The following is a 19393-nucleotide window of genomic DNA, read 5'->3' as shown; positions in this document are numbered from 1 at the left end:
AGGGCCCGGAAGCCGAAGCTTCCGGGCCCTGCTTGTTGCGGGGACAGGATTTGAACCTGCGACCTCTGGGTTATGAGCCCAGCGAGCTACCGAACTGCTCCACCCCGCGGCACAAGAGACAACACTACCAGACGGATCGCGTGCTCGTGACGCTCCCGCTCTGCCGAACGTGCGAACGGCGCCCGGCCTGAGCCGGACGCCGTTCACACGATGGCCGCGCTAGCGGTCAACCGTGGGAGATCACTCGGCCGCGAGGGCCCGTTCGATTGCGGACTGCAGCGCTTCGTCGGCTTCCGCCGCACCCACGAGGTCGTTCGAGGCGTATGCCTCTTCACGGTCCTGCAGCGCCTGCTGCGCGTCAGCGAGGGCCGCCTGCAGCTCAGGGCTGTCGCCAGCGCCGGGCGTCGTCGGCTCCGGATCCGAGGTGTCGGGCTCCGGGTCGGGCTCGGCCGGCTCTGTCGGCGTCTCGAGGTCGGCGTCGGGGTCGATGATGTCGTCGGGATCGACGATCACGTCACCGTCACCCGCATCGGCTCCCGAGTCGCCTCCGAACAGCGAGTCCAGTGCGGCGTCGAGGGTGTCCTCGAAGGCGATCTGGTTGCCGAACGACACGAGCACCTTCCGCAGGATGGGGTAGCTCGTCTCCGCCGTCGACTGCACGTAGACGGGCTGGACGTAGAGCAGACCGCCACCGACCGGGAGGGTCAACAGGTTGCCTCGCTCGATCGTCGTGTCACCACGGGTGAGCAGTGCGAGCTGGTTCGCCACCTCGGTGTCGGTGTTGAAGTCGTTCTGCACCTGACCGGGGCCGGGGACCGTCGTCTGACGCGGCAGGGTGAGCAAGGTGAACTCCCCGTAGGTGTCGGAAACCTCACCATCGGCCGACCCGGCGTTCGCGTTCACGGCCAGGTAGCCCGTGAGAACGTTTCGCGTTCCCTCTCCCGAGGCCTGGGGAATGTAGGTCGAGTAGAGCGAGTAGTCGGGCTCGTCAGCACCGGGCACCTGCATCGAGAGGTAGTACGGCGGCTGGAACGCTGCCGTCGCCGCCGACTCGGTCGGGTCGTTCGGCGTGATCCAGGCGTCGTCGTTCGAGTAGAACGAGTCGCTCTCGGTCACGTGGTAGGTGCTGAGAATCGCTCGCTGCACCTTGAACAGGTCGGCCGGGTAGCGCACGTGCGACAGGAGCTCACCCGACATCTCCTCCATGGGCTGCACGGAGGTCGGGAAGATCTTCTGCCAGGTCTCGAGCACCGGGTCCTCGGCATCCCACGCGTAGAGCGTGACCGAGCCGTCGTACGCGTCCACAGTGGCCTTCACCGAGTTGCGGATGTAGTTGATGTTGTCGATCGCGTAGGCCGGTTGCGGCGTGTTCGTGTCGACGATCGCGTTGCTCAACTGCTGGCGGTCGGAGTAGGGGTAGTTGTTGCTCGTCGTGTATCCGTCGACGATCCACACGACCCGGTTGTCGACGACCGACGGGTAGGCGTCGCTATCGAGGGTCAGGTAGGGCGCGACCTTCTGCACGCGCTCGCGCGGATCACGGTCGTAGAGGATCTGCGACTCGTCGTTCACGGCGTCGGAGAGGAAGATCTGCTCCGACTGGAACTTGATCGCGTAGAGCAGCTTCTTGAAGACGTTGTCGAGCGTCGGTCCACCGTCGCCCGCGAAGGTCGTGGTGGCGTTGTCGGCCTCTTCGTCTTCACCCGACGGGTAGTCGAGCTCGACGTCGCGCGCACCCTCGGGCGCACCGACGATAGAGAAGTCGGGCGAGGACTCACCGAAGTAGATGCGCGGCTCGAAGTCGGAGCCGAGGATTCCATCGTTCGGGATTCCCGACTGCAGGAACACCGGCAGACCCTCGGGCGAGCGCTGGTTGCCGTAGGCGGCGACGAGACCGTAACCGTGGGTGTAGACGAAGGTGCGGTTGTAGAAGGTGTTCGCCGAGCCGAGGCCCTCGAGATCGAGTTCACGCGTCGCGATGACGGTGTCTTGCACTTCGCCGTCGATCTCGTAGCGGTCGACGTCGAGCTCGGGCGGGAACTGGTAGTACTGACGGAACTGCTCGAGCTGCGCGAACGTGCGCGTGACGAGGGCGGGATCGATGATGCGGATGTTGGCAGTGGTTGCAGCGTCGTTACGGAGCGCACCCTCCTCCGTCTCGGTCTCGGGGTCGAACGGCTGCTCGACGACATCCGCGACACCGTAGGCATCGCGCGTCGCGTTGATGTTGCGCTCGATGTAGGGCGCCTCGACGGTCCGCGCGCTCGGGTCGGCCTGGAAGCGCTGCACGATGAACGGGTAGAGCGAACCGATGAGCAGGCTCGAGACGATGAGCAGCGCGGTTCCGACGATCGGGAAGCGCCAGCGGCCGATGACGGCGGTCAGCACGAAGAGGAGTGCGACGAACGCGGCGATACCCGCGAGGATCGCGCGACCCGGGATCATGGCTTCGGCGTCGGCGTACGACGCACCGACGAGGAGTCCGCCGCTGCTGAGACTCGTGAGCGTCGCGTACTGGTCGAGCCAGATGCTCACGGCCTGAAGGGCGATGTAGATCGCACCCATGGTCGCGAGCTGGATGCGTGCGGCGCGCGAGATGCGCACCTCGCGGCCGTTGAGGCGCAGGGCCCCATAGAGGTAGCTCGTCGCGAGGGCGGCGATCGCCGAGATGAGCACGATGGCCGAGGCGAACGCGGCGGCCGCCTGGTAGAGGGGCAGCTCGAAGAGATAGAACGAGATGTCGAGGCCGAACTGCGGGTCGGTATCGCCCGTGGGGGTACGGTTCCACCACTGCAACACGAGCGGCCACTGCGACGACGTCGCGACACCGGCGAAGACACCGAGCACCGCGGGGATGCCGATCATTGCGAGTCGACGCAACGGCTCGATGACCTGCTGGTAGCGGTCGAGCTGCGCGTTGAGCTTGGCGTACACGGGGCGCGACCGGAAGGCGATCGAGATGCTCGCGAACACCGGCACAGCCATCGCCACGAATCCGACCAGGAACATTCCGGCGGCGGCGAGCCACTGCGTCGTGATGACCCCGCCGAATCCGAGCTGGTCGAACCACAGCCAGTCCGTGTAGAGACCCGAGAAGATGAAGAACAAGATGACGAGACCGGCGATGACCGCTGCCGATATCGCCAGGGTGGTCCGCGTGCGAGACGCCGGACGGGCTTCCGTAGAAGTCAAGAGAGTGCTCCTGGCTGTTGATGGCTGTGTCCGACCATCTTAACCGGGGGGTTCTGCGAATACGCCGACGAGTGTTCGCGGCGTGAGCAGAGGCGCGCTACGCGACGAGCGTCACGAGGCGGCGCACGTGGGCAGGTCCGTGGCATCCTCTCCGTTCGCCACGGTCTCGAGCGCCTCGAGCGAGTCGTCGAGAGTCTCGACGGCGACGACCGTGAGCCCGTCGGGAACGTGGCCGACGACCTCGTCGCAATTGGCCGTCGGAGCGAGGAAGAGCGTGGCGCCGTCATCCGCCGCGCCGTACATCTTCTGTCGGATCCCCCCGATCCCACCGACGAGCCCGTCCGCCGTGATCGTGCCGGTTCCCGCGACGTTGGTTCCCCCCGTGAGCGACCCCGGGGTGAGTTTGTCGATGATCCCGAGCGCGAACATCATGCCGGCGCTCGGTCCGCCGATGCGCTCGAGCTGGATCTCGACGTCGAACGGGAAGTCGTATTCGGTCGCGACCGAGATTCCGACGACGGGCTGATCGCTGCCCTCGAGCATCACGGGCGTGACATCGAGCGGGGTCTCGCGGCCGTCGCGCAGCACCTCGATGTCCACGGGCGACCCCGTGCCGTTGTCGGCGATGATCGACCGGAGCTCGGTCACGTCGACGGGTGCGCGGCCGTTCACCGAGACGATCTCGTCTCCCTCGACGAACACTCCGTCGGCGGGCGAATCGGGCGCGGACGCCGCGACGGTCAAGGTGCTGTCGAAGTCGTATCCCAGCTCGGTGAGGGATGCCGCGACGGCGTCCTTCTGGGAGTTCTCCATGTCGACCGCGCTCTGCTCGTTCGATTGCTCGACCGTCTGCCCCTCCGGGTAGATGGCGTCGACGGGCACGACCGCGCGACTCGGGTCGGCCCACGACGTCACGACCTCGAACCACGTGGGCTGCTGCTCCCGGTTGCCGACGACGTTGACCGTGAGGAGGCTCAGGCGCCCCTCGGTCGGGAAAGTCTCCTCCCCGGGGATCGAGATGAGGGGCACCGACTCCTCGGCCACGGTGACGTCGCCGAGGGTGTCGATGACGGGCCCCGGCTGCTCGATCACGTAGGGCGAGGGCAGCAGCGAGAGAACGAGGGTGCCGACGGCGGCCGCAGCCACGAGCCCCCAGCCGACGCGTCGGGAGCGCGGGGCCCGCTCGCCCGTGCCGGCGTCGGAGCGGGTCGTGTCGTCGGCGAAGAGTGTCACCGGTGTCCTTTCACGAGAGACTCGAGGGTCGTCGTGACCGACAACGAGGGTGTTCGCCACGGGCGCACGGCCCGGCGGGTCCGCGCCGCCGGAATCCAGGTTCCGCGGGCGAGCCAGCAGCTAGCGTAGTTGGCATGGCTGATGATGCGGGGCACGAGCCCGACGACGATTTCCGCGAGATGCTCCGACAGTTCCTGTCGGGCAATTCCGACATCGATCCCGCCAAGCTCGCCGGTGCTGCGGGCTTGCCCGACGACCCCGCGATGGTCGCCCAGCTCATGAGCCAGCTGCAGGCCGCGATGCAGCACCAGGGTGACGGCGTCAATTGGGATGTCGCCCTGCAGCAGGCGACCGCGATCGCCTCGGCCGAGTCAACGGCTGTCACGCCGACCGGAGCAGCAGCACTCGACCAGGCCGTGGCCATCGCCTCACTGTGGCTCTCGGAGGCCACCGAGATCAGCGACCTCACCGCTCCCCCGCGCCAGTTGAGCCGCATCGAGTGGGTCAACGCCACGATGCCCGTGTGGACGGAACTCGCCGAGCCCGTCGCTCTGAGTATCGCCAACTCGCTCACCGAGGTGCTGCGCCAGCAGGCACCGGAGGAGATGTCGAGCATGATCGACGGCGCGAGCAAACTGATGCGAAACGTCGGTGGCACCCTCTTCGCGATGCAGCTCGGCCAGGTCGTCGGGCAGCTCTCGGCGGAGGTCGTCTCCGGTGGCGACATCGGCATCCCTCTTCTCGATGCCTCGAGCGAGTCCGGGCTGCAATCGGCGGTCGTACCCCAGAACGTCGACGCGTTCGGCGACGGACTCGACATCCCCCTCGACCAAGTGCAGCTCTACCTCGTCGTGCGCGAGCTCGCGCACGCGCGCCTCTTCCGCCACGCGAAGTGGCTGCGACTGCAGCTCATGACCTCGATCACGGAGTTCGCGCGGGGAATCCGGATCGACACGGGCCGGCTCGAAGAACTCGCCGCCGATTTCGACCCCTCCAACCCCGAGGAACTGCGTCAGGCGATGGTGAGCGGGGCCCTCATCCCGCCGAAGTCCGACGCCCAGCTCGCGGCGCTCGAACGCCTCGAGACGATGCTCGCCCTCATCGAGGGCTGGGTCGATGTCGTCACGGCCGCGGCGACGACGCGCCTGCCGAGCTCGGCCGCCGTCGCCGAGACCGTGCGTCGGCGCCGCGCCGCGGGTGGTCCCGCCGAGTCGGCCTTCTCGACCCTCGTGGGCCTCGAGCTGCGCCCGCGTCGCTTGCGCGAGGCGGCGGCCATGTGGCAGCAGGTGACGGATGCCGTCGGAGCCGAGCGGCGCGACGCACTCTGGTCGCACCCCGACGTCGTGCCCACGACGGCCGACATCGACGACCCCGCCGCCTTCATCGCGCGACTGAACGCGCCCGCTCCCGAGCCCGACGACATCGACCGGGCGATCGAGGATCTGCTCAACGACGACTCCGACGACCGTCCCCACGAGGGCGACCCCGCGGGAGACTCGCCGAGCGACCCGTCGGGTGACGATTCCCCCGGCTCGACGCCGGGAGACCCCGAACCGAAGTAGTCGAGCGCGGCGCTCGTCAGGTGGCTGCGCAGCCTGTGGATGCGCGGCGACGCGAGACGAGAGCCGGTGGCATCCTGACGGAATGGTGCTGCGACTCGACCCCCGGTTGCCTCTCGTGTGGCGTGACCCCACGAGCCTCCAGATCGGCGTCGACGTCGCCGTCGTGAGACTCGACGACGTCTCGAACGCGCACGAGCGATTGCTCGCCGCCCTCGCGGCCGGGATCAGCCCCTCCGGATTCGAGATGCTCGGGCGGAGCGTCGGGTGCGACGCCGACGACCTGGCACGGTTTCTCTCGCTCGTCGCTCCGGCACTCGATGATCGTTCTCCCGCACGCGCACGCCTCCGAGTGTCGATCACCGGTAAGGGAACGACCGTCGACAGGCTGCTCGACGCGCTCCGGCACGGCGGCGTGGATGCGCGAGCGATCGGAAACGACGTCGACTCGGCGTCGTACGCCGACGATGACGCGACTCCGCCCGACGCGGTCGTCATCGTCGCCCACTACGTCGTCGACCCGGAGCTGCGCACCCGGTGGTTGCGCCGCGACATCCCGCACCTCCCCGTCGTCTTCTCCGATCGCTCGGTGAGTGTCGGACCGTTCGTCGAACCGGGCTCGGGCCCGTGCCTCTACTGTCTCGAGCGCCACCGGACCGACGCCGACCCGGCGTGGCCCGCCATCGCCACCCAGGTGTGGCACCGCACGAGCGCGCTCGACCGCGGGGTGCTCGCGATCGAAGCTGCCGCGACCGCAGCGCGTCGCGTCGGCGACCGCCTCGACGGGAATCGGAGCGATCGCGCCTCGACCGCGCGAACGGGGATCGACGCGCTCAGCGGCGAGCGGACGGAGACGACGTGGCGTCCGCACCCGGAGTGCGGCTGCGGAGCTCTTCGAGGAACCGAGACGGTTGGCGCGCCGCCGATCGCTGCGGAGCCGTCTCGGCCCACGACAGCGAGAGGCGCTTCCGCGCTCGCGTGACACCCACGTAGAGCAGGCGGCGCTCTTCGTCGATCGCGGCGAGCGACTTCGCATAGCTGATGGGCAGAAGCCCCTCGTTGAGGCCGACGACGAAGACCGTGTCCCACTCGAGCCCCTTCGCCGAGTGCAGGGTCGCGAGAGTCACGGCCGCCATCGTCGGTTCGTGTTGACCCGCGGAGCGCTCGTAGAGTTCGTCGGCGAACTGGCGCAGTGTCGTGGCCGACGGCGCGCTCTCGGCGAGACCGATGATCGCGTTGAGCGACTCCCAGCGGTCCCGCACGGCACCGCGGGACTCGGGGGCGTCCTGGGTCCAGCCGAGAGAGCGCAGCACGTCGCTCACGGTTTTGAAGAGCGGCTCGACGGTTCCCGCGACCGCGGCGCCCTTGATCATCATGAGCGCTTGCTTGACCTCGGGGAGGTCGAAGAACCGCGTTCCCCCGCGCACCTGGTAGCTCACGCCCACATCGGTGAGTGCCGCTTCGAACGCCGCGCTCTGCGAATTGATGCGGTAGAGGATCGCGATGTCTTGCGGTGGCGTGCCCGCGGCGACCTGATCGGCGATGAGCCCGGCGATCGCTCGCGCCTCAGAGCGGTCGTCCCGATATCCCGTGACCGACGGTGCCGGTCCCACGGTCGCACCCGCACCGCGGCTGCGCGGCGCCGACGCCGCCGACCCCTCGAGCGCGGCGGCGGACCGCAGGGTGAGTGCGCCCGCGCGATCCCGCATGAGGCGGTTCGCCGTGTCGACGATCGCGGGTGTCGACCGGTAGTTGCGTTCGAGACGCACGACGGTCGATTGCGGGTAGCGCGACGGGAACGACACGAGGTTGTCGCTCGACGCCCCCGCGAACGAGTAGATGGTCTGGCTCGCGTCACCGACGACGCAGACATCCTGACGCTCTCCGAGCCACAGCTCGAGGAGGTTCTGCTGCAGCGGCGAGACGTCTTGATACTCGTCGACGACGAAGAAGCGATATTGCTCGCGCACCTGCTGCGCGACCCACGGCTCGGTCTCGAGCATGCCCGCGGCGGCGAGCAGCACGTCTTCGAAATCGAGTTGGCGGCGCTCGTCTTTGATCGCCTCGTACGCGCGATGCAGGGCGACCGTCGTGTCGGGCGTGAGACCAGCCGGAACCGCGCGGGAGGAACGGATGGCGCTCGCATACTGGTCGATCGTGAGGCTCGACACTTTGCGCCACTCGATCTCGGCGGCGACGTCGCGCAGCGTCGGGGTGTCGAGCTTGAGCCTGAGCGACTCCGCGGCCGCCGCGATGACCCTGCCCTTGGACTCGAGGATGCGGGGCATCGAGCCCCCGACCACTTGCGGCCAGAAGAACGAGAGCTGCGCGAGGGCCGACGCGTGGAACGTGCGAGCCGAGACACCGCCGGCCCCGAGCGACCGCAACCGACCGCGGAGCTCGGCGGCGGCACGCGAGGTGAAGGTGAGGGCCATGACTCGACCGGGAGGGTAGACGCCCGTCGCGACTCCGTACGCGATGCGATGGGTGATCGCCCGCGTCTTGCCCGTTCCCGCCCCGGCGAGGAGACACACGGGGCCGAGGAGGGCTTCGGCGGCGACCCGCTGCTCGTCATCGAGACCCGTGAGAAGTGACTCGGCGGTCATACAGCCGCTCGGTCGTCGATCGGTCCCCCGAACCAGTCCTCGAGGATCGCGCGAGCGATCGACGTCGGCCCCGGGAGGGTCACCTCGCCGAGCGCGGCGACGAGTTCGTCGCGACTGAACCAGCGGAGATCGAGGATCTCGTCGCCGTCGGGCACGACCTGCTGGCCCGGTTCGACCGTCGCCCGGAAGCCGAGCATGAGCGAGGCCGGAAAGGGCCAGGGCTGCGAACCGAGGTAGACGGGGTCGACGACGCGGATACCCGCCTCCTCGAAGACCTCGCGCACGACGGCGTGTTCGAGCGACTCACCGGGCTCGACGAAACCGGCGAGGAGCGAATAGCGGCCGGCGGGCCAGAGCGCGTTGGCTCCGAGGAGCATGCGGTCATCGGCATCCGTGACCCCCACGATGATCGCGGCGTCGGTGCGCGGAAAGACGTCGCGAGAGCCGGCGGGGTCGTCGTCGGCCGCGCGCCTGACCCACCCCCCGAGGGCGGGCTGGGTCGGCTCGCCGGTGCGCGGCGAGAACGCGTGCGAGGTGTGCCAGTTGGCGAGGGCGAGCGCCTCGGTGAAGAGTCCGGCGTCGAGGGCGTCGAGCGAGCCCCCGACGGTGCGGAGTTCGACCCACTCGGCGTCGTCACCGAGAGTGGCCGCTGCGGATTCGGAGAGCACCGCGGCGACGAACGGCGTGGCCGCGGCGTCGCTCGACCGCCCGAGATAGAGGAGCAGGTCGGCCGTCGGCACCTCGCGCGGCTCGAGGTAGGCGAGTCGAGCGCCACGAGCGAGCGCCGATCCGTCATGGAGCGCGATGACGCGGGTCTCCGGAGCCGCCCACAGGCCCTCGAAGAGATCGGGGCGCGCTCGCGCGAGGTAGTCGCGATCGATCGCCTGGCGCGCGAGGGGCAGCTGCGCGGCGAACTCTGAAGACATGGCGGAACCTCTCGCTTCGACGGGGGGATACTGCGTGGCGAGGGGAGGGCGTCCCTGCGAGTGACCTACCCTGTCGGTATGGCCAGATCCCCCCTCACTCTAGCCGCGCTCGCCACCTCAGCAGTCGACGAACTCGACGTCACTGCGGCACACCGCCTCGGCACCGGCGAGCTCGAAAGCTACGAGCAAGCCGTGCTCGACACGCGCGACGGCGCGCGCGCGATCATCCGCGTTCCCCGCACCCAGACCGCGGAGTCCCGCGCCTCGGCCGACCTCGTCGCGCTGCGCGCGCTCACGGCGGGCGTGCGGGGCCGCTTGCCGTTCGCCGTCAACACGATTCTCGGTCAGACCGCCGTCGGCTCGACCCGCGCGGTCGTCTACGACTTCCTCCCGGGTGAGCCCGTGCACCTCGCGACCCTCGAGGCGGGCAGCGCCACGAGCGCGTCGATCGGATCGGCCATCGCCGCGGTGCACGCGCTGCCCACGAGCGTCGTGACCGACGCCGGCCTCGCGGTGGCACGCCCTCTCGACACGCACGCGACGACCATCGCCCTCATGGAGCAGGCCATCGCGACGGGGCTCGTTCCTGCGGCTCTCGTCGAGCGCTGGGAACGCGCGAGCGAAGACGCCGGGCTCTGGCAGTATGCCCCGACCGTCATCCACGGCAGTCTCTCGGGCGACGTCATCCTCGCCGATTCGTCGCGCGTGACCGGGATCGTGGATTGGCACGCCCTCAGTGTCGGCGACCCCGCTCTCGACCTGTTCTGGACCCTCGGCACGTCTGTCTCCGACGTCGCCGACTCCATCATCGACTCGTACACCCACTCCCGCGGCACGGCCGATCGTCAGATCAGAAAGCGCGCGACGCTCTACTCCGAACTCGAGATCGCGAAGTGGCTGCTGCACGGCACGCGCGAACGGAGCACCGACATCGTCGACGACGCGGTGCGGATGCTGCACACGCTCGTCGATGCCGTGCAGAACGACCTCGAGCGGTCGATCGGCACCGACACGGCTCCCGTCATGACCGTCGCCGAGGTCGAGGACATGCTCGACCGCGCGAAGCGCCAGTAGCCCCGGTCCGGTCGAGCCCGACGAGGACTGGGCGGAGCGGCTAGCGCCGCGAGTCCCGCACGCGCGGGTCGCTCTCGTGTGAGCCGTTTTCCCGTTGCCCGGTCTCGCGTGGCCCGGTCTCGCGCGCCCCGCGGCCGCGGGGGCCGCGACCTCGCCTAGGCCGCGCGTCGGCGGGGCGACGACGCACGGCGCGCTTCACGATCGAGATGGGCGGTCCCGCCGACCACAGGTCGACCCGCAACTTCAGTTGTCCCGACCGCGCGAGGATGACCGCGATGACGATGCCCGCGATCGTGGGCACGATGCCCGCGACGGCGAAGCCGGTCTGCGCCCCCCAGGTCTCGGCGATCCAGCCCATGACGGGCCCGCCGATGGCCTGACCGCCGAGCAGAACCATGATGTAGAGCGACATGACCCGCCCACGGATGCCGACGTTCGACGACAGCTGCGTCATCGACTCCGCCGACGTCGCGAAGAGCAGACGCGTGAGGCCGATGCCCACGAGGGCGACGAAGAACACGCCGACCGAGGGCGCGAACCCCGCGACGGTCGTGACGAGACCGAAGACGATTGCCCCGAGCACGATCCCGCGCAAGCGCAGTGTCGTGCGTCGTGTCGAGAGCACGGCTCCCGTGAGGGCGCCGACAGCCGCGAGCGAGTTGTAGAGCCCGTAGCCGGTCGCGCCGGTCTCGTAGACGTCGTTGGCCATGCCCGTGAGCAGCACGGGGAGCGACATCCCGAACGTCGAGACGAACGAGAGGGTCACGAGAGACCACAGGATGGGCGGTTTCGACGCCGCGTAGCGCAGTGCCTGCCGAATCTGTCCGCCGCTCCGCCTGCTGCGGGGTGCCGGTCGCAGCTCCGACGCCCGCATCGCCGCGAGGGCGCACACGACCATGACGGTGGCGACCGCGTTGATGCCGATCGACCAGCCCGAGCCGACGGCGACGATGAGCAAACCGCTCAGGGCCGGCCCGACGAGACCTCCGAGGTGGAAGATCGACGCGTTGACACTGATGGCGTTGCGCACGTGCGCGTTGCCGACCATCTCGGTGACGAACGCGGCCCGGGCCGGGCCGTCGACGGCCGACGCCATTCCGAGCACGAACGCGATGACGAAGACGTGCCAGACCGACACTACCCCCGTGATCGTCAGGGCGGCGAGGGCGGCGCAGAGAACGGCGACGATCGACTGCACCGTGATGAGCAGCCGTCGCTTCGAGTACCGGTCGGCGATGACTCCGCCCCACGCACCGAAGAACAGGATGGGGCTGAACTGGAGGGCGACGACGACCCCGACGAGGGCGACGTTGCCGGTGAGCTCGAGGACGAGCCAGTCGATCGCGATGCGCTGCATCCAGACGGTCGTGTTGGAGACGACCTGGGAGAACACGTAGAGGCGGTAGTTGCGGATGGCGAGCGAACTGAAGGTGTCGCGCCATCGCGGCCGCGTCGAGATGGTCGGGATGGGTTCGGTGGCGGGAAACTCGGAGTCGATGATCGTGGCCACTGATCAACAGTAGGCAGAGCGGCCTCGATAAGCCGAACGAATTGCAACTATAAGTGCCATTGCGAACCGCAATGATACGTTATCGGGGTGTTCGATCCCACGCTGCTCAAGACCTTCCTCGCCGTCTCGACGACGCTCAACTTCACGCGAGCGGGCGAGCAGCTCGGCCTGAGCCAACCGACCGTCTCGCAACACGTGTCCAAGCTCGAGAGGGCGGCCGGTCGACTGCTCATCTCGCGCGATACGCGAGACGTGCGCCTCACCGACAACGGCGACGCCATGGTCGGATTCGCGCGCACCATCCTCGCGGCTCACGACGAGGCGAGTGCATACTTCACGGGATCGGCGATGCGAGGGAGACTGCGCTTCGGCTCGGCCGACGACCTCGCCCTCACCCAGCTCCCCCAGATCCTCCGCGACTTCCGCCAGCTCTATCCGCAGATCAACCTCGAGCTCACGGTCAACCAGAGCGGAGTGCTGTCGCGACGGCTCGCCTCGGGACAACTCGACCTGGTGTTCGTCAAGCAGGAACCTGGCGCATCCGACGGTCGCGTCGTGCGGCGCGAGCGACTCGCGTGGGTCGCCCACAAGTCGCTCACGCTCGCGACCGGGGCGCCCGTGCCGATGATCGCGTACCAGGCCCCGAGCATCAGTCGCACGGCAGCCATCACGGCCCTCGAGTCGGCGGGTCGAACGTGGCGCATCACGTGCAACACCCGCGAGGTCAACGGCGTCATCGCCGCGGCTCGCGCGGGCATCGGCATCGCGGTGTTCCCTCAGACGATGGTGCCGCCCGACCTCATCGACGTCACGACGCTCTTCGATCTCCCCTCGCTCGGAGAACTCGAGTTCGCCCTCCTCGCCAACCCCGCGTCGTCACGCGAGCCCGTCGACGCCCTCATCTCGGCGATCCTCGGGCGGCCGGGATCGGTCTCCGCCGCTCGCCCCGCGTGAGGGTATTCCGGCTGTCGGTGCGGCGGCCGGGGTGAGCGCAGCACGCCATCTCGCGACGAGCTCCGACTCGCTGAAGAGGCGATCGGGCCTGACGATGCGGTCGTCGGCGACGAAATAGAACACGGCGTCGATGCGCTCGGGATCGATCCCCCGCCACCGCGCGTAGGCGAGCCGGTAGAGCGCGAGCTGCATCTGCTTCTGCTCGAGATCGTCGGCGTCTCGCGGGGCCTTACCCGTCTTCCAGTCGACGACCTGAAAGCGGTCCCCCTCGGCGTAGACCGCATCGATCTTGCACACGACGATGCGCCCGTCGAAAGGAAGGTGGATCTCCCTCTCGACGTCGACGGGAGCCCGATCAGCCCAGGGGGACGATTCGAAGATCCTCTGCAGCTCGCCGAGCCTGTCGGCATCGACGGCGTCACCGTCATCGTCGAGTTCGACATCGAGAGCGTCGAGAGTCTCGACCGCTCCTCCCACTCCGTAGCGCTGTTCGACCCACGAGTGGAAGAGCGTGCCGAGCCTCGTCGCCCGGTAGGGACGCTCGGGCATCGGGCGACGCAGAGCGGTGGTGACCGTCTCGGGTTCGGTGACGAAGTCCTTGAATCGCGACGCCGGAACGCGCACGGGGATGTCGATCGCGGCGTGCGGGTCGAGTCGGCGGCGCCTCTCTTCGAGGAGCAGAGCAAGGTCGGCACCCCACACCCCCTCGGCACGAGGCTCGGCCGCACGGACTCGCGCCGCAGCACGCTCGACCGCGGGCCGACGGTGGCCGAGGGGATCGAGCGGCCACGAGAACGTTCCCGGGTCGCCCCCGAGCGGGTTCTCCGACCCCTCCTCGAACTCGGGCAGCGGCGCGATCACCCCGCGAGCGGCGAGCTCCGTGAGAAACGGACTCGCGGCGCGCGGGAGCTTCTGGCTCGCCCAGAACGACCCCGTGAGAAGCAAGTGGTGTCGAGCGCGCGTGACCGCGACGTAGGCGAGCCTGCGCTCCTCCGCGACGTGACGCTCCCGCACCGCGTCGGCGAAATCCGACCGATTCTCGAGCAGGTGCTTGCGCGACTCCGCCGCCTCCCACTCGAACCGGGGGAGGTCGGCGGCATCCCCTCGAAAGGGCCACGGCAGTGCGCCGGGAGCGAGCCACCCGGATGTACCGTCGACCGCTTTCGACGGGAGGTCGCCGTCGACGAGCCTCGGCACCACGACGATGTCGCGTTCGAGCCCCTTCGACCCGTGGATGGTCATGAGTTGCACCGTGCCGGGTTCGGGCTCCTCGGGGCGGGGAGCGAGGCCGTCTCTCCACTCCGCTTCGCGGAGCCAGGAGAGGAACCCCCCGAGCGACGCGGATTCGTCGACCGCGAGATAGCCGTCGAGCGCGTCGGTGAACGCGTCCATCGGCGCCCTTCCCGCCCCGCGGCTCTCGTTGGCGGCGACCTCGATGTCGAGCCGCAGCTCGTGTTCGACGATCGTGACGAGGTCGACGAGGTCGAGACCCCCGCGGGATCGCAAGCGCGCGAAGACCCGACCGGCATCCCGCACCCTCTCGAGCCCCTCGGGCGAGAAACCCTCGAGCACCGAGTGGTCGGGTTTCGCGGTCGCGACGAAATCGACGGCGTCGACGATCGACCCGCCGTCGACGTCGGCGACGGAATCACGCAGAGCCTCGCGCACGTCGTCGGCGATGCGCCTCTGGGCGTAGTCGCGGGAGGCGAGCCACCGCGAGACGTCGCGCAGCGCGAGGAGATCGCGCGGCCCCACGCGCCACCGCGACCCCGCGAGGAGCCTCACGAGCTCCGAACCGGCCGTCGGGTCGTGGAGCACGCGCAGGGCGCTCACGAGGTCGGCGATCTCCGGTTCGTCGAGGAGGCCGCCGACCCCGAGAACGTGGAAGGGCACCCCGTGTCGGCGCAGCGCCTCGATGAACACCCCTCGGGTCGCGCGCGCCCGGAAGAGCATCGCGGCACTGCGAGGCTGCTCGCCCGGAAGCGGACGCAAGCGCGTCGCGAGCCAACGCGCCGCGGCATCCGCCTCCTCCAGGATGTCGCCGGCGAAGACGACGCTCACGGGCGCGTCGCTCGCGTGCGGCCCCGGCAGCAGCTCGTCGACCTCGACCTTGCCCCCGGTCGCCAGAGGTTCGACGATGGCGTTCGCGACCCTGAGGATGTCGCTCCCGTTGCGCCAGCTCGTCGAGAGCGAGAATCGGCGCGCCCCGGCCGTGCCACCGAACTGCTGCGAGAACCCGCCGAGGTTGGCCGAACTCGCCCCGCGCCACCCGTAGATCGACTGGTTCGGGTCGCCGACCGCCATCACCGGATGCTCGGCGAACAGTCGCGCGAGCAACCAGGTCTGCACGACGCTCGTGTCTTGGTATTCATCGAGTAGCACGACCCGGTATCGGTCGCGATGGTCGGAGACGACCGCGGGCACCGTGTCGACGATCTCGAGCGCGAGGGCGACCTGATCGGAGTACTCGACAAACCCCCGCCGCAGTTTCTCGTCGTCGTAGCGCGCCGCGAGGTCGATGAGCACGGGAAGCGCGCCCACCCTCGACGCGAGCTTGTCGACCTCGGCGTACGCCCCCCGACCGCCGGCGGGCAGATCGACGATCGACCCGAAGCGATCGGCGAACTCGGCGAGGCTGCCGCGATCGACGACGTTCTCGGTCATCGCGCGACTGAGAGAGAGCACGTCTTTCGTGATCTGGTCGACGCTGCGCTCGAGCGCGGGCACGCGGGGATCGGTGCTCGCGACGACGACCCGTCTCGCGAGTTGCCACGACGAGGCCTCGCCGAGCACGGCACCCTCGCTGTCGCGCCCGAGGAGCATCGCGTTGTCGCGGAAGATGCGGTTCGAGAAGGCGTTGTAGGTCGAGACGGTGGGCGGATCGAACGAGTCGTAATCGCCGGACACGAGACCGTGGGATGCGAGTTCGGTGATGCGCTCGCGGATGCGCACGCCGAGTTCGCCCGCCGCCTTGCGCGTGAAGGTGAGGCCGAGCACCTGGTCGGCCGACACGAGACCGTTGGCGAGCAACCACAGCACTCTCGAGGCCATCGTCTCGGTCTTGCCGCTCCCGGCGCCGGCGACGACGAGCGCGGGGGCGAGGTCGGCCTCGATGACCGCTTGCTGCTGGGGCGTCGGGCGCGGACGCTCGAGGGCGTCGGCGATGTCGAGCGCGCTAATCACTCGACACCGCCCTCACCCGGTGGAGCTTCGACACGGAGCCGCTGCCACCCCAACCGGTGACCTCGACGGTTCCCCGGAACTCGGCCGCGGCCATGAGGGTCGCCGCGGTCTCGATGCGCGCGCGGAACCCGGCGAGCTCCTCGTCGCTCAGCGGGGCCTGCACCGCTTCGCGGTAGAGCTTGCCCCGCACCCCCTCTTTCACGAAGAGGAGCTTGGCCCCTCCCCCGCGATGCTCGCCGAGACTCGCGAGAGCATCGTCGAGCCGCCCCTCCGCGTAGGCGAGCTGATAGGCCTGTAGTTGCGCGTGGTCGGCGATCACCTCGGCTTTCGTCACGGGCCTTCCCGTCTTGAGGTCAACGATCACGACGGCGCCGTCGCTCGTGCGCTCGACGCGGTCGATCGACCCGCTGACGAGCGCGCGACCGACCTCGAGGGTGAATCTGCTCTCGGCGTCGACGAGAGCGCCGCCCGCCCTGCGGAAGTCGCTCAGATATTCGGCGACCCCCGCGGCGAGACGCCGCGCCACGACCCTCTGATGGGCCGAGACCCAGGGCGACTCGAAGACGAGCTCCCCCCACCGACTCTCGATCGCCGCGAAGAGCCCGTCGACGCTCTCGTCGGTCGCCGTCTCCATCGCCCAGTGCACGATCGTGCCCATCCCCATCGTGGGCGACGTCGTCGACCCGGCCACGCGCTCGACGAACCAGTCGAGCGGAGAGGCTTCGACCGACTCGAGTTGCGAGGGCGACACGGGCACCGTCTCGTCGTCGACGTAGATCGGTGTCGTCGTCGAGACGCCGAGCAGTCCGTGCCACTCGTCGGGGGCCGCTCCCGAGACACCCTCGCGGGCGAGCAGGGCGAGGGCGGATGCCGCGTGCCCGAGCTCGCTCTCGGGGCGGCGCTCGAGCGCGAGCTCCCGCCGCAACCGCCCGGTGAGACCGCGGAGCGAGAGGGGCGCGAGGGTCGAACCGTCGGTCACGGGGAGGTCGGGCGGGAGCAGTGAGAAGAACACGCTCGGCCCTTCGTCGTCACTCGCGACGGCCGCGAGGACAACCTGGCTGCGGGCTCGCGAGACGGCGAGGGCGAACATCCGCAGCTCGTCGGAGAGCACTTGCTTGCGCGGTTCGACGATCGAGGAGTCGACACCCGTCACGAGGTCGACGAGCTCGCCCGTGTGCAGAAGCGAGCCCCGCAAGCGCAGGTTGGGCCAGACGCCGTCGTGCAGGGAGGCGATGACGACGACCTCGAACTCGAGGCCGACGAGGGCGGACGGGGTGACGACGAGAACCGCGTCGCCGAGAGCTTGCGGCGAGAGCGTGTCTTCGGGCACCGCGGCGTTGAGCACGGCGTCGAGAAAACCTCCGGGCGGGCTCGACGGCTCCCGTTCGACGAATCGCTTGGCCGCGGTGAAGAGCGAGACGACACCGTCGAGGTCGCGATTGGCTTCGGCCGCCGAGATTCCAGCGCCGAGGGCGAGCCTCCTCCACTCGTCGGCGAGACCGCTGCGCTCCCACACGAGCCACAGCAGCTCTTCGATCGTCGACCCCGCCGTCGCCGCGGCGGAGACGGCCGCGAGGGTCGCGCTCATCCGCTCCGCACGTCGCGCGACCCGGTGATCGATGGTCGCGAATCGGCCGGGGTTGCCGAGCGCGTCGACGAGCAACTCGCCTCCGAGTCGCGAACCGCCGCCCGCGATCTCCTCCGCCCGCAGAGCGAGTCGGAGTCGGCGGAGGCCGAGCGCGTCGAGGCCGCCGAACGGGGAGAGCAGGAGCGACTCTGCCCTGTCGACCGTGAGCGGCGTGCGGCGGAGCCCCACGTCGACGACCGCGAGGAGGCTGCGGGCGGCGCGGTCGTCGCGGAGCGCTCGCCCCCCGACACTCGTGCGCGTGGGGACTTCGGCGAGCGCGAGCGCTCGGGCGAGGGCGGGCACGTGAGACCCCGACCTCGCGACGACGACCATGTCGTTGAACGGCACCCCGCCCACGAGGTGGTGCTCGCGGAGCACGCGCGCGATGGCCGCGAGATGTCGCGACGCCGTCGGGGCCTCGATGCGCACCACCGGCGTCTGTGCAGAACTCCCGCCCGCGACGGCCGCGCGCTGGCGCCCCGCAGCCGCCGTGCCGATGCGCGAGACGATCGCGCTCGTGAACGCGCGCAATTCGGTTCCCTGCCGGTGCGCGGTCGAGAGGGTGAGGGTCTCGAGGGCGGGGAGGCCGAGAACCGTCGAGAGCAGCCCGAGAGATCTGGGCTCGCCTCCGCGGAACGAGTTGGCCGCGACATCCGGGTCGCCGAAAGCGATCACCGCCACGCCGCGGGCCGCGAGCGCCCGAAGGAGGGTGAAGACCGACTCCGTCGCCTCCTGCAGGTCGTCGACGACGACGAGGCGCACGGCGCCGAGCCTCGCGCTCAGGGCGTCGTCGTCGATGAGTTGGGCCGCCCTCCGCATGAGGTCGGCGGCATCGATCTGCCCCGGTCGGGAGAGACTCACGACGTCGTCGTATTCGGCGAAGAAGTCTGCGGAGGCGACCCACTCGGCTCTGTCGGTCGCACGCCCGAGCTCGCGCAGTCTGGCCGGACCGACACCGAACTCGGTCGACCTCATGTAGAGCTCGCGGAGTTCGGTGCGGAACCCCGTGGTCTGTCGAACGCGCGGGGAGATGTGCTCGGGCCAGGTCGGACCGAGAGCGTGGGGATCAGCGGCGGGCGACCCCGCCCGCTCGTCCACGTGGCCCGCGAGCAGCCCGGCGAAGTCGCTGTCTTGCTCACCGCCCGTGACGAGACGGAGCGGCTCCGCGCCGTCCCGCTCGGCCGCGGCAGACACGATCTCGAAAGCGAGCGACGTCGCCGACCGCGCGAGAGGTCCGTCGGTCGGCACCGCCAGTCGCGCGGCGAGGCGATCGCGGAGTCGAGTCGCCGTGAGGCGACTCGTCGTGAGGGCCAGAACGCGGTCGGCACCCCACCCGCGGTCGAGAACCCTCTGAGCGACGACCTCGACGAGGGTCGTGGTCTTTCCCGAACCGGGAGCGCCGAGCACCGCGGCCGAGACGTCGTCACCGAGATCGACGACGGCGCGCTGCGACTCGTCGAGGTCGACGGGAGCGCTGCTCGCGGCGCGCTGCAGCTCGGACGGGATGCTCACGCCCCCACGCTAACGGG

At 69.5% G+C, this 19393-nt stretch carries 10 protein-coding genes, 1 tRNA gene and 1 pseudogene; 4 read left to right on the top strand and 8 right to left on the bottom strand.

The window, feature by feature from the left end:
* Window positions 1-35: 35 nt before the first annotated feature.
* The 3 genes from ACLHIH_RS01480 to ACLHIH_RS01470 form a co-directional block, all read right to left on the bottom strand.
* Window positions 36-109: transfer RNA gene (locus ACLHIH_RS01480), tRNA-Met, on the bottom strand.
* A 131-nt stretch (window positions 110-240) separates the two neighbouring features.
* On the bottom strand, window positions 241-3192 hold the full coding sequence (locus ACLHIH_RS01475; RefSeq protein ID WP_411314941.1) for a UPF0182 family protein: 2952 nt from the start codon (window positions 3190-3192) through the stop codon (window positions 241-243).
* A gap of 111 nt (window positions 3193-3303) precedes the next feature.
* Entirely contained in the window at window positions 3304-4425 is a 1122-nt protein-coding gene (locus tag ACLHIH_RS01470; RefSeq protein ID WP_411314940.1) for a PDZ domain-containing protein, read from the bottom strand.
* 134 nt (window positions 4426-4559) lie between these two features.
* Here ACLHIH_RS01470 and ACLHIH_RS01465 point away from each other — a divergent pair, with 134 nt between their 5' ends.
* Window positions 4560-5987 (top strand): zinc-dependent metalloprotease, encoded by a 1428-nt coding sequence (locus ACLHIH_RS01465; protein WP_411314939.1) that lies wholly within the window; start codon window positions 4560-4562, stop codon window positions 5985-5987.
* An 82-nt stretch (window positions 5988-6069) separates the two neighbouring features.
* A pseudogene (locus ACLHIH_RS01460) lies at window positions 6070-6879 on the top strand (hypothetical protein); the annotation flags it as partial.
* Here the strand turns inward: ACLHIH_RS01460 and ACLHIH_RS01455 are convergent.
* Together ACLHIH_RS01455 and nudC are read right to left on the bottom strand one after the other, a co-directional pair.
* On the bottom strand, window positions 6818-8590 hold the full coding sequence (locus tag ACLHIH_RS01455) for an ATP-dependent helicase (protein WP_411314938.1): 1773 nt from the start codon (window positions 8588-8590) through the stop codon (window positions 6818-6820). The pseudogene ACLHIH_RS01460 and the gene ACLHIH_RS01455 overlap by 62 nt on opposite strands.
* Window positions 8587-9516, bottom strand: a complete 930-nt coding sequence (nudC, locus tag ACLHIH_RS01450; RefSeq protein WP_411314937.1) for an NAD(+) diphosphatase — start codon at window positions 9514-9516, stop codon at window positions 8587-8589. Before nudC ends, ACLHIH_RS01455 begins: the two co-directional genes overlap by 4 nt.
* 78 nt (window positions 9517-9594) lie before the next feature.
* Between nudC and ACLHIH_RS01445 the strand changes: the two genes are divergently transcribed.
* A complete protein-coding gene (locus tag ACLHIH_RS01445) occupies window positions 9595-10590 on the top strand; it encodes a phosphotransferase (RefSeq protein WP_411314936.1) in 996 nt (331 codons plus the stop codon).
* Between the two features lie 40 nt (window positions 10591-10630).
* Here the strand turns inward: ACLHIH_RS01445 and ACLHIH_RS01440 are convergent, their stop codons facing one another.
* Window positions 10631-12100: an MFS transporter gene (locus ACLHIH_RS01440; RefSeq protein WP_411314935.1), complete on the bottom strand. Its 1470-nt coding sequence runs from the start codon at window positions 12098-12100 to the stop codon at window positions 10631-10633.
* A gap of 87 nt (window positions 12101-12187) precedes the next feature.
* Here ACLHIH_RS01440 and ACLHIH_RS01435 point away from each other — a divergent pair, with 87 nt between their 5' ends.
* The gene (locus ACLHIH_RS01435) at window positions 12188-13054 is read left to right on the top strand and encodes a LysR family transcriptional regulator (protein ID WP_411314934.1); all 867 of its coding nucleotides are present in this window, start codon (window positions 12188-12190) and stop codon (window positions 13052-13054) included.
* On the opposite strand, the gene ACLHIH_RS01430 is transcribed toward ACLHIH_RS01435, so the two are convergent.
* Together ACLHIH_RS01430 and ACLHIH_RS01425 are read right to left on the bottom strand one after the other, a co-directional pair.
* Window positions 12977-16237 (bottom strand): ATP-dependent DNA helicase, encoded by a 3261-nt coding sequence (locus ACLHIH_RS01430; protein WP_411314933.1) that lies wholly within the window; start codon window positions 16235-16237, stop codon window positions 12977-12979. The two genes, ACLHIH_RS01435 and ACLHIH_RS01430, sit on opposite strands and share 78 nt — an antisense overlap.
* Window positions 16230-19376 carry a PD-(D/E)XK nuclease family protein gene (locus tag ACLHIH_RS01425; RefSeq protein WP_411314932.1) on the bottom strand — a complete coding sequence of 1049 codons (3147 nt, stop codon included), beginning with the start codon at window positions 19374-19376 and terminating at the stop codon, window positions 16230-16232. The genes ACLHIH_RS01430 and ACLHIH_RS01425 overlap by 8 nt, the downstream gene beginning before the upstream one ends.
* Window positions 19377-19393: the final 17 nt, after the last annotated feature.

The sequence above is a fragment of the Marisediminicola sp. LYQ134 genome (genome assembly GCF_046599635.1).
GTDB lineage: Bacteria > Actinomycetota > Actinomycetes > Actinomycetales > Microbacteriaceae > Marisediminicola.
Note: the sequence above shows the minus strand (reverse complement) of the source record. Positions and strands in the feature narration are given on the sequence as shown.